Here is a 13,373-nt window from a genome sequence, read left to right on the forward strand (position 1 = left end):
CGACGCGAGCCGGCGGTAACCCCTGGTTCCACCGTTCGATCGTGACGTTTGAAGGCCTGGCGTATCCGCCAGGCTTTTTTTCGTGCGAGGCCGGTTTTCCTGTGGATGCGGTTGGCGGAGGCGACTCACGGCCCGGCCATGGCTCAGCGCAGAACGGCCTGCCAGGCCTGGGCCAGATCTGCCTGCAGATCCTCGACGGCTTCCAGACCGACATGCAGCCGCAGGCAGGGCCCGCGGCTCGACCACTCGGTAGAGAGGCTGCGCGCAGCGGCCACATTGCATGGCAACGCCAGGCTTTCGTAGCCCCCCCAGGATGAGCCAATGCCAAACAGGTGGAGGCTATCCACCAGGGTATCCACCTGAGCCTCGCTCACCTCGCGCTCGAACTCGAGGGTGAGCAGGCCATTGCTGCCCCGGAAATCGCGCTGCCACCAGGCGTGCCCCGGGTGCTCGGGACGGCACGGCTGGTGTACCCGGGCGACCCGCGGCTGCTCGCAGAGCCAGCCGCCGAGCGCCTCGGCATGGCGACCGTGGGCGTCCATGCGGCAAGCCAGCGTGCGAAGACCGCGTAGCGCCAGATAGGCGTCGTCGCTGCTCAGTGACTGACCCAGCGTGACCGCCATCTCACGCAGTCGCCGGCCGGTCTCGCCATTGGCGCTGACGCTGCCCATCATTACGTCGGAGTGGCCGACCACGTATTTGGTGCCCGCCATCAGCGACACCGTGGCCCCCAGCGACAGCGGCTGCATCAGCACACCGCTGGCCCAGGTGTTGTCCACCACCAGCGGTATCTCTCGGGCGCTCGTCAGCGCGGCCAGGGCGGGCAGGTCCTGCATTTCGTAGACCAGCGAGCCCGGTACCTCGGTGTAGACGAGACAGGTGTCGTCGGTCAGGAGCGACTGCAGATGCGCGACGCTGCCGTCGAAGTAGTCGACGCGTACGCCCCAGGGCCGCAACCACCCATCGACGATGCGTCGCAGCGGCTGGTAGACGCTATCGGCGACGATGATCTGAGCGCCGGGCCGGGCCAGGGTCATCAGCACCAGGTTGATCGCGGCCACACCGGAGGGCGTCAGCAGCGTCTGTTCGGCGCCCTCGAGGCGCGAGACGGCATCCTCCAGCGCGTAGGTGGTCGGGGTGCCGCGCCGGCCGTAGCTGAACGGACGCTCGCCCTGTTCGCGACGACGCTTGGTGTCGCGCATCTGGGCGAGCGAGTCGAAGGTGACGGTGCTGGTACGCACCACCGGGGGATTGACGGAGGCCGGCCCCGATTGGGGCCGGCCGATATGAAGCAGATCGGTTTCCAGCTGCATGCATGGCTCCCTGCCGGCACTCCGAGGCTCGGGCCGGCGGCGTTAGACAAGTGTCGTTGTTGGCCGTCCGCGCTCGCCGAATCGCCCCTCGGCGAGCGCCCGGGAGGATCAGATCGCGAAGGTGGCGCGCTCTTCAGCGTCGAGCTGTGCCAGCAAGCCGGTCTCCCACGCCAGATAGCGACGTGACGCTTCCAGATTGCCGTCGTGACGGTCGTGGACGAAGAACAGGTAGTCGATACACTCGGCATCGGCAGGGCTCTCCGGGGTCGAGACCAGGTCGATACCCTGGCTACGCCAGGTGTCGAGCGCCAGCGGCAGCCACTTCACGCGGTGAAACCCGCGCATCTTCAGGTCCGGCAGCAAGCAGGCCACGGCGCCGGCATCACCTACCAGCACGGTGTGTGCACCGGGGTCGAGATCGGCGAGCTGGGTCTCCAGCAGCGCACGATTGACCCAGCGGGCACCGCGAAGATGCGCCTGGCGATAGGCCATGCCGGGCTGCAGATCGAGCAGTTGGGCGCTATCGAGGGCCGCTGCCACCTCGAGCGTCGGCACGTCGGGGGTCACTTCCGCCACCCCGCGCCCCTCCGCCACCGCGATCTCGCCCCAGCCGCGGCGACCGCCCTCCAGCCACGCCACCTCGTGCCCCATCAGCGCCAGCCATGCCGCCACCATGGGGGCACGGCAGGCATCGTCATCGAGCAACACGATCCGCGCCCGGTAGACACCGACCCAGTGATCGGTGGCCTGGATCAGCTGCCCACCCGGCGCGTGAACCGCCTCGGGATGGCCGTCGTCGTGGTACTCCTCGGCGGTACGCACATCGAACAGATAGGTGGTGCGGGTCTCGTCGGCGAGCCAGTCATTGAGGCAAGCGGTGTCGATCGCCCGCGCCCCGTGCGCCGTTGCCGTGGTCTGCGCGGCCTGCGCCCAGCGCTCATCGACCGGCGCCCGCGCCGGGTAGCGGCGTTGGCTGCCGTACTCGAGTTCGAGCCCCGCCAGCCGCCAGCCCTGGGTCCCGTTCTCCAGGGCGTAGACCGGATTGTCGACCCCCAGCCAGCGCAGCGTCTGGGCGCCGACGATACTGCGCGTGCGGCCGGCGCAGTTGATCACCACCGGCGTCTCGCGATCGCCATCGAGCAGCGCCGGCAGCCGCCGGGCCAGCTCGCCATTGGGGCAGCACACGCTGCCGGGGATGTTCATCTTGTGGTACTCGGTCAGCGGGCGACCATCGAAGATGTGCAGCGGCTCGTGCCGCGCCTGCTTCGCGGCCAGCGTCTCGGCATCGATGACGGGCGTGTGGAAGCGCTCATGGGCCAGTTCGCCGAACGTCTTGCTGACCACATTGACCCCGGCGAAGCAGCCGAATCCGGCCTCGGTCCAGCCCTCGATACCCCCCGCCAGCACGGCCACATCGCGATACCCCAAGGCGCTCAGGCGCTGCTGCGCATGGCGGGCTCGACCTTCGTCGGCGCGATCCATCACCACGATCGGCGCCGCCAGCCTGGGCACCAACCGGGTGATACCCGCCTCCAGCCGGCTGAGCGGCAGATTGACGACGTGAAACGGATGCGACATGCCGTACTCGCCGAACTCGCGCACGTCCAGAAACGCCAGCTCCGCACCCGCCGTGCCGAGTCGTGCCTTGAGTGCGGCAGGGGAAATCGTCGACATCAACGTGCTCCCGTCGAGCGCGTCTGCACGCCGATGTCCATCAGCCGACGGGTGCCGGCCTCGACATCGAAGGTGGTACGTTCGGTGAGCGTTTCCAGCGCGCGACCATAGAGGTGCAGGTGGCGAATCGGCTGCTCGCCCTCGATGAGCACCGAGTGGATATCGTTGGGCATCAGGGCCACGCCGCTACCGGCACCGATGCGCACCTCACGATCCACCTCGATTTCGGCCCTGCCGTCGACACTGCCGTCGTCGAGCCGCCGATAGAGCGTGTTCAGCTCCTCCCCCTCGACCCCGGCAATGCAGGCCCAGGTCGTATGATCGTGGGGCGGAATCCGCTTACCCGGGCGCATCACGTTGAGATACAGGGCAAAAGTCTGCTCGGGGGTCTGATCGATCAGATAGCGCGCCTGGCGTTCGTCGGCCCCCGGCGGCGGGAACTCCGCCTCGTTCCAGATTTCGCGCTGGGCGGCCAGCCCCTCGAGGGCCTTCAGCACCTCCGCCAGCGCATCACGGTTGACGCCCTGGCGTTCGATGATGTCACGCACGTGATGCAGCGTGGACTCGACGGTCTGTTGACGAATTTCAGCAGTGGGAGCCATGGCACGGTTTCCTCGGTAATGGCAAACGATGAGCGCGTCGCAGGCGGCGCGTCCCGGTAGGAGAACCCCAAGCTACTGCATTAAAGTTCTCCGATATATTAAGCTTTCAGGCCACAAACATAACGAGGTCTTAACAATATGCGGCACCTGGATCTCTCTCTGCTGCGCACCTTCGTGGCGATCTGCGACGAGTCGAGCTTCGCCCGGGCCGCGCTCAAGGTGCACAAGTCGCAGCCGGCGATCAGCCAGCAGATGCGACGTCTGGAGGAGGAGCTGCAGGTGTCGCTGTTCTTCAAGCAGGGGCGCCAGAAGCAGCTGACGCCGGCGGGTATCCGTCTGGCCGAATACGCCCGGCGGCTGCTGGCCCTGCACGACGAACTCTGGTCGACGCTGCACGATCAGGAGTTGAGCGGTCCGGTGCGCATCGGGGCGCCTGCCGATATCGCCGATACCGTACTCCCCGGCATCCTGCAGCGCTTTGCGCGTGCCAATCCGCGCCTGTCGATGGCGATCCATGTCGGCCGCAGCCCCGACCTGATGGACATGCTGTTCGCCGGCGAACTGGACCTGACCATCTCCACACGTCAGGCCGAAGACCGCGAGCATCTGCTTCTGCGCAGCTCACCGGTGGTGTGGCTCGCCGCCAGCGACTATCAGCTCGACGAGGGCGCGCCGCTGCCGCTGGTGCTGGCCGACGAGCCGAGCATTTTCCGCCGCGTCGCGCTGGAGGCGCTCCAGCGCGCCGGCTGCGCCTACAAGGAGAGCTACGTCGCCCCCAACCTGGCCGGCATCAAGGCCGGGGTACGCGCGGGGCTCGGTATTACCGCCCGCAGCGTCGAGATGGTCACGCCGGAGTTTCGCGTACTGGGCGAGCGTCAGGGCCTGCCGCCGCTGCCGGACATGAACTTCTACCTCTACCTGCGCGACGACAATCCGAGCGAGGCGGCCACCAAGCTCTATCAGTTGATCGCCAGTCAGATCGGCGGGCGGGCGTGACTCCGGCGTCTCACAAAGACGGTGCCTCACAAAGACAGTGCCTCACGAAGCCAGCGCCTGTTGCCGCCGACGGAAGTAGCGTCGCCCCAGCGGCCAGAGCAGAAACAGCAGCGTGAACAGCAGCATGCCGGCGCTCAGCGGCTGCGTGACGAAGTAGGTGAACGAACCGTTCGACAGCGCCATGCTCTGGAAGAATGCGCGCTCGATCACCGGCGCCAGCACCAGCGCCAGGATGAATGGCGACAGCGGCACCTGCAGGCGATTGAACACGAAGCCGATGCCGCCGAAACAGACCGCTACCACAACCCCGAATACGCTGTTGCCGATGGCGTAGGCCCCCGTGAGGCATAGACAGGCGATCGATGCCGCCAGCAGCGGCTGGGGGATGGCCCGAATCAGATTCGGCACCAGCCGGGCCAGGAGCAGCCCCAGCGGGAACATCATCAGGTTGGCGATCACGAAGCAGATCACGATCAGATAGGCGACGTCGGGGCTGGCCTCGAATAGCCCGGGCCCGGGACGCAGCCCCTGGATCAAGAGCGCCCCCAGGAACAGCGCCGAGGTGGAGTTGCCCGGTATGCCCAGCGACAGCAGCGGCACCATCGAGCTGGCGACCACCGAGTTGTTGGCGGCTTCCGGGGCGGCCACGCCCTCCGGCAGGCCCTGGCCGCAGCGCTCGCCGAAGCGCCGTCTCACCCGCTCGTAGGCCAGGTAGATCGCGACCAGCATGCCGGCTCCCGGCAGAATACCGATCAGATTGCCCAGCGCGGAAGCGCTCAGCCAGGTCGGGAGCAGCCGCTTGATCATCGACGCCGACAGCAGCATGTCACCGAAGCGGATCGGCGTGCGGTCGATGCGATCGCCCGCCGCCGTCTCGGCGCGGGTGGAGAGCATCTCGAACACCACGCTCAGCCCGAACAGGCCGATCAGGATCGGCGTCAGCGGCAGCCCTTCGAAGAGCCAGAAGCTGCCGAAGGTGAACCGCGGGAAGCCCGCCTCGGGACTCATCCCGATCATCGCCACCAGAAGCCCGAGTAGACACGCAAAGGCGCTCTTCATGGCATTGCCGGCGCCCATGCCGACCACCGTCGATAGCCCCAGCACACTCAGCGAGAAGTACTCCGCAGGGCCGAACTTGAGCGCGTACTGAGCCAGCAGCGGGGCGAAGAACACCAGCACCAGCGCCGACAACGTACCGGCGAAGGTCGAGCTGTAGGTGGCGATCCCCAGTGCCATGCCGGCCTTGCCCTGCTTGACCATGGCATGACCATCGATGGCGGTGAGCACCGAGGAGGCGGTGCCGGGGATCTTGAGCAGAATGGCCGGGAACGAGCCGCCGAAGCAGGCCGAGCAGTAGACCCCCACCAGCAGGGGGAAGGCGATGTCCGGCGGCATGGCGAAGGTCACCGGCACCAGTACCGCCAGGGTGATGGTGTCGTTGAGCCCGGGAATGGAGCCGACCACCAGCCCCAGCGCCACGCCCGCACACAGACTCAACAACGGCCACAGGCTGAACGCATGCAGCCCCGCGGCCCACAACGCAGAGTAATCCATCGAATGCTCCTCGGAGGGGTCAGGCGAACAGCGGGCCGAAGATCGGGCCCGGCAGGGCGACGCCCAGCAGGCCGCCGAACACCGCGCCGATCAGCGCCACCAGGGCCAGCGCCATGACCAGCAGGCGTCCGCCCAGCGGATAGCCCATGATCCAGGCACAGCCGACGAACAGGACCCACAGGCCGATATCCGCGCCGACCCACTCGATCAGCGCGACCGCCGCGATCACCAGGACCAGGGTCATCACCAGCCTGGCGCCACGCACCGCCTCGAAGTCGGCACGCTTGCCGGGGAAGCACCCCAGCGCGACGGCGCAGGCCAGCAGCAGATAACCGATGATCTCGGGCAGTGCCGCCGCCGACTCGGGGTAGCCTCGGCTGACGATCAGTACAGCGACCGCCAGACCGCCACAGAGGAGCGCCAGCGCGAGGTCGAAGCCCCGCGCCGGCGCCGAGATTCCCAGATGACGACTCACGACTGGCTTTCCAGCAGCGGAATCACCTGCTCCATCTGGGTGGCGGTCTTGTCGAGATACTGACGGAAGGCAGCGTCGTCACGGTAATCGACCTTGTAGCCGGCTGCGGCCATCCGCTCGATGAACTCGGGAGAGGTCAGCACCTTCTGCAGACGCGAAGCGAGCTCGGCTTCGACTTCGTCGGGCAGGCCGGCCGGTGCGCCGATGCCACGGAAGGTGCCCCACTGCACGTCGTCGCCGGTCACTTCCTGATAGGTCGGCACGTCCGGTGCCAGATCACTGCGGGCCTGGTCCATCACCGCCAGAATACGGATGTTGCCATCCTTGGCCGGCCCCACCGCCTCGCCCAGCGACATGAAGCCCGCCTGCACGTGGCCACCCATGAGCTGCTGCAGCTGCATGGCAGCGCTGGCATTGTGGACATAGCGGAAATCGAGCCCCTGCTGCTGGGCCAGCGCGAGGGCGGCGATATGGTGGGAGGTGGAGTTGCCGGGGGTGGCGATGCTGACGCTGCCATGGGAAGCCGCCGCCAGGAACGCCTCGAGATCGGGAAGGTCACCCTTGGCCGAGGTGACGATGACCTCCGGATCGAGGTTGTAGAGCGCCAGCGGCGTGAAGCTGTCGAGGTCGTAGCTGACGTCTTTCATCAGCGAGTTGTTGATCACCGACGAGGTCATCGCCAGCAGCGTATAGCCATCGGCCGGCGCGGAGCTCACGTAGGTCTGACCGACGACCGCCCCGCCACCCGGCATGTTCTTGACGATGAATTTCTTGCCGTCGAAGGCTTCCGGCGCCGCTTCGGCGATCATGCGACCGGTGATATCCACCGCTCCGCCGGAGGCGAAAGGCACGACGTAATCGATGTTCTTGTTGGGATAGTCAGCCGCCTGAGCCAGTGAGGCGGAGGCCAGCATGACCAGGGCGACGGAAAACGACGAGCGGAGGCGAATCATGGGAGGTCCTTGGTTGTGTTATGTATGGGACCCCCTCACGCTATCGCCGAACAGTTACGCCATCAATTAAACAAATCCGATTAATTTATAAGCATCCTTTAACTTTGACAGCCCCTATCGGCCTCCCGGCAGCCATTTCCTCTACCCCAGCAGCGACCTCAGCCCGGCGATGGCGCTCTGGCCACGCTCCTGCTTGCGCTCCGGGTTCTCCTTGTCGGCGCGTCCTTCCCACTCCAGATCGTCCGCCGGCAGTTCGTCGAGGAAGCGGCTCGGGGTGCAGTCGAGCAGTTCACCGTAAGCCTTGCGCTGGCGCGCCAGGGTCAGCGTCAGCGTGCGCCGGGCGCGGGTGATGCCGACATAGGCCAGGCGGCGCTCCTCTTCGATGGTGCCGGCCTCGATCGCGTTGCGGTGCGGCAGCAGCTCCTCCTCCAGGCCCATCAGATAGACATGGGGAAACTCGAGCCCCTTGGAGGCATGCATGGTGAGCAGTTGCACGCGGTCGGAGTCATCCTCCTCGGCCTGCTGCTCGAGGATGTCGCGCAGCACCAGGCGCGAGATCGCCGCCTGCACGTCGTCGGTCTCCTCGCTGGCCTCGCCCTCGTCGTCGTCGCGGTGCATCGACTTCTCGAGCTGGTCGATCAGCGTCCAGACGTTGGCCATGCGGCGCTCGGCGATGGTCGGCGCGCTGGCATTCTGGTAAAGCCAGGCTTCGTAATCCATGTCGCGGATCATCTCGCGGATCGCGGCGATGGCGTCGCCCTGGTCCATGCGCTTGCGCACACCGTCGATGAAATGCGCAAAGCGGCCGAGACGCTCTACCGCACGGGTCGGCAGCACCTGCTCCAGCCCCAGCTCACCACAGGCGGCGAACATCGAGCGCTGGCGTTCGCTCGCCTGACGTTCAATGACATAGTTGGCGAGCTTCTCCAGCGTGCCGGGGCCGATCTCCCGGCGCGGCACGTTGACGATGCGCAGGAAGGCGTTGTCGTCATCCGGATTGATCAGCAGGCGCAGATAGGCCATGGCGTCCTTGATCTCGTTGCGCGAGAAGAACGAGGTGCCACCGGAGAGCTTGTAGGGAATCTGGTGGTGCTGCAGCTTGAGCTCCAGCAGCCGAGCCTGGAAGTTGCCACGGTAGAGCACGGCGAAGTCGCGCCATTCGGCACGCTCCTTGATCCGCCGGGTGAGGATCTCGCCGGCCACGCGCTCGGCCTCAGCCTCCTCGTGACGGTTGACGATCACGCGGATCGCATCGCCCTGGCCCATGTCCGACCACAGGGTCTTGTCATAGACGTGGGGGTTGTTGGCGATCAGAGTATTGGCGGCGCGCAGGATGGTCGCGGTGGAGCGGTAGTTCTGCTCCAGCTTGATCACGTTCAGGCGTGGGAAATCCTCGCCCAGGGTGACCAGGTTCTCCGGGCGTGCGCCGCGCCAGGCATAGATCGACTGGTCGTCGTCGCCGACCACGGTGAAGGTGGCGCGTTCGTCCATCAGCATCTTCACCAGCTGGTACTGGCTGACGTTGGTGTCCTGGTACTCGTCCACCAGCATGTAGTGGATACGCTTGCGCCAGCGCGCCAGGGCTTCGGGGTCGCTCGACAGCAGCACCACCGGCAGCATGATCAGGTCGTCGAAGTCGACCGCGTTATAGGCCTTGAGATGGCGGTTGTAGGCCTCGTAGATGCGCGCGGCGTACTGCTCGTCCTCGTCCGCGGCGTGGGAGATCGCGTGCCCCGGCAGCACCAGGTCGTTCTTCCACTGGGAGATCTGGCTCTGCACCGCGCCGATCTGCTCGGCGTCGGTGTCGGCCTCCTTCTGCATCAGGTCGCGCAGCAGCGCCTTGGCATCTTCCGGGTCGAACAGCGAGAAGCCCGGGCGGAAGCCCAGCGCCTTGAGCTCGCGGCGGATGATGTTGAGCCCCAGGTTGTGGAAGGTGGAGACGGTCAGCCCGTGGCCCTCACGCCCCTTGAGCATCTGCCCCACGCGCTCCTTCATCTCGCGCGCCGCCTTGTTGGTGAAGGTGACCGCGGCGATCTTGCGCGCACTCATCCCGCACTCCTGGACCAGATAAGCGATCTTGGTGGTGATCACGCTAGTCTTGCCCGAGCCGGCCCCGGCCAGGACCAGACAGGGACCATCGATATAGCGCACCGCTTCCTGCTGGCGCGGGTTGAGCTTGGCAAGGCGTTGGCGGATATCGGACATGGGGGCAGAATCGCAGAGGTAGGAACGGTGAGATCAGAACGCTGACATGAGAACGATAGACAGGGAATGATACACCCCATGCAGATCAAAAGAGACGACCTGAGCGGGCCGGAGATCGCCGCGCTACTCGAAGCCCACCTGGCGGACTTCGCCCCCCACTCCCCGCCGGAGAGCCGGCATGCGCTGGATCTCTCGGCCCTGCGCCACCCGGACATATTCTTCTATAGCGTGTGGGAGGCAGGGGAACTGCTCGGCTGCGGGGCCTTCAAGCGCCTCGACGCGACACACGCCGAACTCAAGTCGATGCGCACCGACGCGCAGCACCTACGCCGCGGCGTGGCTCGCGCGCTACTCACCCATCTGATCGACGAAGCGCGGGCGGCGGGGTTCGAGCGCCTGAGTCTGGAGACCGGCTCGGCGGCGCACTTCGACCCGGCGCACAGGCTCTATGCGGCATTCGGCTTCGAGACCTGCGGGCCCTTCGGCGATTACGTCGAAGACCCCTACAGCGTGTTCATGACCCGGCGGCTGTAAACCCGATGCCCCAGGCCGCGCTCACACATCCACCGCCCCGGCGAAGTCGAGCTGGCGCCACGCCTCGAAGACGATGATGGCGCAGGCGTTGGAGAGGTTCAGGCTGCGGCTGTCGGCCAGCATGGGAATGCGCAGACGCTGCGCCGGCGGCAGGGCATCCAGCATCTCCTGGGGCAGGCCGCGGGTCTCGGGACCGAAGACCAGCGCATCGCCCTCGCGATAGTGGATATGGTTGTAGCCGTGGCGGCCGCGGGTCGAGACCGCGAAGACCCGCTCCGGGCCGACGGTTTCGAGAAACGCCGCCCAGTTGGCATGAACCTGGACCCGCGCCCACTCGTGATAGTCGAGGCCGGCGCGACGCAGCCGCTTGTCCTCCAGCTCGAAGGCCATCGGCTCGATCAGGTGCAGCCGAAAGCCGGTATTGGCACAGAGCCGGATGATGTTGCCGGTATTGGGCGGAATCTCGGGTTCGAACAGCACGATATCGAGCATGGCGACAGCCTCGCGGTGATGACGGGCATCAGCGCATGATACGCCATCGGCGCCCACATGGGGCGCCGATGGCAGGGCCAGTTACCGTGACCGGTTAAACAGGCTGGGTATCGCCGAGCTGATGGCAGATACGCGGCATCAGAAGCCGACGCTGACGCCCAGCACCGGCCCGCTGTCCAGCGTGTGCCCGTTGTCGTTGTCGAAGTCGGTGCGCAGGTAGCGGTAACCACCGTAGACGTAGGTGTGCGAGATGATGTTCACCCGCGCCTGGGCGCCGTACTCGTAGCTCTTGTCGATATCGCCGTGGGCCAGCCCCTTCGGCGTGTAGAAGCCGTAGGCGCCCACCGAGGTGAGCGGAATCGGGGTGTCGACGAAGGCCGAACCACCCAGACCCAGGCCGCCACCATTGCCGTAGTGGGTGTCCTGGTACTGATAGCGCCCGCCGACCGAGAGATCGATCCCCGGCAGCCACGGCGAGAACATCAGCGAGCCGGAGTACGCCTTGGCGTTGTGCCCGCTGTCGTCGGTATTGAGATAGCCCACCCCGGCACGCAGGCTGGGCAGAATGGTCTGGCTGGCTTCGACCCCGAAGGAGTCCTTGCCGCCGTTGGCGGATACGCTCAGCGCCATCGCCTGCTGACTGGCGAAAACGAAGGTGGCGGTGGCGAGGGCGAAGCCCAAAGGTTTGAAATGGCTGCGCTTGATCATGTCACGTCTCCAGAAAGTCGCGCCGAAACGCGTTGGCCTTGCGGCTTAAGCGTGACATAATCCGGCAAATTATCAAACGGTGTTTTTAAACCGATTGTAATTCCCCGGTGCCCGACCCGAGCCGCCGGGGGAGCGGCCGCCTCGCCGGACTCAGCGCGTTTGGGTCACGCCGTAGCGGTCGCGGTAGGCGCGAATCGCCTCGGCGTGGTGGGCGAAGTCATCCCGCTCGCCCGCGCCGGGTTCGCGCGCTTCGAGATAGGCGAGCATCTGGTCGAGATTGACGATACTGATCACCGGCATGGCGTAGGCCGCCTCGACCTCCTGGATGGCGCTGTGCGGCTTGAGGCCGTCGCCATCCTGGCCGCGCTCCTGGCGGTCCAGCGCGATCACCACGCCGGCGGCACGCGCACCGGCGGCCTCGATCAGCTGCATGACTTCGCGGATGGCGGTGCCGGCGGTGATGACATCGTCGACGATCAGCACCCGGCCGCGCAGTTCGGCGCCGACGATGTTGCCGCCCTCGCCATGGTCCTTGGCTTCCTTACGGTTGAAAGCAAAGGGAATATCGCGGTCGTGATGGTCGGCCAGGGCAATGGCTGCGCTCGCCGCCAGCGAGATACCCTTGTAAGCTGGACCAAACAGTACATCTGTCTCGATCCCGCTGTCGGCGATTGCGCTGGCGTAGAAACGCCCCAGCCTGGCCAGGGCGCGGCCGGAACGGAACAGGCCGGCATTGAAGAAATAGGGACTGACCCGACCGGATTTGAGCGTGAACTCACCGAACCGCAGCGCCCCTTCGGCGATGGCAAATTCGATGAACTCTCGTTGATATGGTTGGATCTCCGCGCTCACTCGAGCCCCCCTGTGTCAGTCCCGGCCGTTGTCTTGTGTCGCTTGCGCCCCCATTTAAGGCGCTTCGCTTTTACCTAAATCTCGCAAGCTCGGGTATCATACACGCGCGACGAAGAAGGAACACGGTATGAAAATCGCCAGCATCAATGTCAACGGGATCCGTGACGCCGTCGAACGAGGCTTTCTCGATTGGCTGGCCGAGCAGGATGCCGATGTCGTCTGCGTGCAGAACCTGAAAGCCAAGAGCTTCGAGCTGGACGACAGCATCCTCTATCCGGAGGGTTACGAAGGATACTTCCTGGACGCCGAGCAGGACGGCTTCTCCGGCGTCGGGCTCTATTGTCGCAAGATCCCCAAGGCGATCATGTATGGCCTGGGCTTCGAGCAGTGCGATCACGAAGGGCGCTTTCTGCAGGCGGACTACGACCGCTTCAGCATCGCCACCTTCCTGATGCCGGACGGCCAGGACCCGGCCGCCAAGCAGACGTTCATGACCCAGTACCTCGAGTACCTGAACAAGATGGCGCGCAAGCGGCGCGAATACATCATCTGCGGCACCTGGCACATCGCGCACAAGACGCTCGACCTGGCCAACTGGACCGACAACCAGACGACCCCCGGCTTCAAGCCCGAAGAGCGGGCGTGGATGGATCAGGTCTTCGGCCCCACCGGGTTCATCGACACCTTCCGCGAGGTCAATCGCGACGCCAACCAGTACACCTGGTGGCCCAAGCTGGATCAGGAAGTGCCGCGGGCTCGTCAGGAGGGCTGGCGTCTCGACTATCAGGTGGTCGGCCCCAACTTCCGCCGCCATGTGAAGGACGCCTGGATCGATACCGATGCCACCTTCAGCGAGTTCGCTCCGCTGATCGTGGAGTATGATCTCGAACTCTGAGGCGAACCGGCCGCACCTGGCCGGGCCCGATCTCGGAAACTAGACGCCCCGCTGATGCGGGGCGTCTTGCGTTGGGTACGACAGCGGGCGGCGTGACCGCCGCTGCCAGCCCCGGCGACG

The 13,373-nt window shown here is 65.9% G+C and carries 13 protein-coding genes; 3 read left to right on the forward strand and 10 right to left on the reverse strand.

Annotated features, from left to right (window positions below; all coding sequences use genetic code 11):
- Nucleotides 1-143: 143 nt before the first annotated feature.
- The 3 genes from metC to DOM66_RS06765 all read right to left on the reverse strand — a co-directional run bounded on the left by metC (nucleotide 144) and on the right by DOM66_RS06765 (nucleotide 3,589).
- The gene (gene metC, locus DOM66_RS06755) at nucleotides 144-1,313 is read right to left on the reverse strand and encodes a cystathionine beta-lyase (RefSeq protein WP_110689644.1); all 1,170 of its coding nucleotides are present in this window, start codon (nucleotides 1,311-1,313) and stop codon (nucleotides 144-146) included.
- A 108-nt stretch (nucleotides 1,314-1,421) separates the two neighbouring features.
- A complete protein-coding gene (locus DOM66_RS06760; protein ID WP_110673961.1) occupies nucleotides 1,422-2,987 on the reverse strand; it encodes a rhodanese-like domain-containing protein in 1,566 nt (521 codons plus the stop codon).
- A complete protein-coding gene (locus tag DOM66_RS06765; protein ID WP_110689645.1) occupies nucleotides 2,987-3,589 on the reverse strand; it encodes a cysteine dioxygenase family protein in 603 nt (200 codons plus the stop codon). The genes DOM66_RS06760 and DOM66_RS06765 overlap by 1 nt, the downstream gene beginning before the upstream one ends.
- A 138-nt stretch (nucleotides 3,590-3,727) precedes the next feature.
- Between DOM66_RS06765 and DOM66_RS06770 the strand changes: the two genes are divergently transcribed.
- A complete protein-coding gene (locus tag DOM66_RS06770) occupies nucleotides 3,728-4,585 on the forward strand; it encodes a LysR substrate-binding domain-containing protein (protein ID WP_110673959.1) in 858 nt (285 codons plus the stop codon).
- 42 nt (nucleotides 4,586-4,627) lie between these two features.
- On the opposite strand, the gene DOM66_RS06775 is transcribed toward DOM66_RS06770, so the two are convergent.
- The 4 genes from DOM66_RS06775 to rep all read right to left on the reverse strand — a co-directional run bounded on the left by DOM66_RS06775 (nucleotide 4,628) and on the right by rep (nucleotide 9,772).
- Nucleotides 4,628-6,139: a tripartite tricarboxylate transporter permease gene (locus DOM66_RS06775; protein ID WP_110673958.1), complete on the reverse strand. Its 1,512-nt coding sequence runs from the start codon at nucleotides 6,137-6,139 to the stop codon at nucleotides 4,628-4,630.
- A gap of 19 nt (nucleotides 6,140-6,158) precedes the next feature.
- Nucleotides 6,159-6,614 carry a hypothetical protein gene (locus DOM66_RS06780; RefSeq protein ID WP_110673957.1) on the reverse strand — a complete coding sequence of 152 codons (456 nt, stop codon included), beginning with the start codon at nucleotides 6,612-6,614 and terminating at the stop codon, nucleotides 6,159-6,161.
- On the reverse strand, nucleotides 6,611-7,567 hold the full coding sequence (locus tag DOM66_RS06785; protein ID WP_110673956.1) for a tripartite tricarboxylate transporter substrate binding protein: 957 nt from the start codon (nucleotides 7,565-7,567) through the stop codon (nucleotides 6,611-6,613). The genes DOM66_RS06780 and DOM66_RS06785 overlap by 4 nt, the downstream gene beginning before the upstream one ends.
- A 141-nt stretch (nucleotides 7,568-7,708) precedes the next feature.
- Complete coding sequence (gene rep / locus DOM66_RS06790; protein WP_110673955.1) at nucleotides 7,709-9,772, reverse strand: DNA helicase Rep; 2,064 nt, start codon at nucleotides 9,770-9,772, stop codon at nucleotides 7,709-7,711.
- Between the two features lie 78 nt (nucleotides 9,773-9,850).
- Here rep and DOM66_RS06795 point away from each other — a divergent pair, with 78 nt between their 5' ends.
- The gene (locus tag DOM66_RS06795; protein ID WP_110673954.1) at nucleotides 9,851-10,306 is read left to right on the forward strand and encodes a GNAT family N-acetyltransferase; all 456 of its coding nucleotides are present in this window, start codon (nucleotides 9,851-9,853) and stop codon (nucleotides 10,304-10,306) included.
- A 21-nt stretch (nucleotides 10,307-10,327) separates the two neighbouring features.
- Here the strand turns inward: DOM66_RS06795 and trmL are convergent, their stop codons facing one another.
- The 3 genes from trmL to pyrE all read right to left on the reverse strand — a co-directional run bounded on the left by trmL (nucleotide 10,328) and on the right by pyrE (nucleotide 12,358).
- Nucleotides 10,328-10,798 carry a tRNA (uridine(34)/cytosine(34)/5-carboxymethylaminomethyluridine(34)-2'-O)-methyltransferase TrmL gene (gene trmL / locus DOM66_RS06800; protein WP_110673953.1) on the reverse strand — a complete coding sequence of 157 codons (471 nt, stop codon included), beginning with the start codon at nucleotides 10,796-10,798 and terminating at the stop codon, nucleotides 10,328-10,330.
- 138 nt (nucleotides 10,799-10,936) lie between these two features.
- Entirely contained in the window at nucleotides 10,937-11,506 is a 570-nt protein-coding gene (locus tag DOM66_RS06805) for a YfaZ family outer membrane protein (RefSeq protein WP_110673952.1), read from the reverse strand.
- Between the two features lie 150 nt (nucleotides 11,507-11,656).
- Nucleotides 11,657-12,358, reverse strand: a complete 702-nt coding sequence (pyrE, locus tag DOM66_RS06810) for an orotate phosphoribosyltransferase (protein ID WP_110673951.1) — start codon at nucleotides 12,356-12,358, stop codon at nucleotides 11,657-11,659.
- A 127-nt stretch (nucleotides 12,359-12,485) separates the two neighbouring features.
- On the opposite strand from pyrE, the gene DOM66_RS06815 reads away from it, so the two are divergent.
- On the forward strand, nucleotides 12,486-13,253 hold the full coding sequence (locus tag DOM66_RS06815; protein ID WP_035470213.1) for an exodeoxyribonuclease III: 768 nt from the start codon (nucleotides 12,486-12,488) through the stop codon (nucleotides 13,251-13,253).
- Nucleotides 13,254-13,373 lie beyond the last annotated feature (120 nt).

The organism is Salinicola endophyticus (assembly GCF_003206575.1).
In the GTDB taxonomy this organism is placed as follows: domain Bacteria; phylum Pseudomonadota; class Gammaproteobacteria; order Pseudomonadales; family Halomonadaceae; genus Salinicola; species Salinicola endophyticus.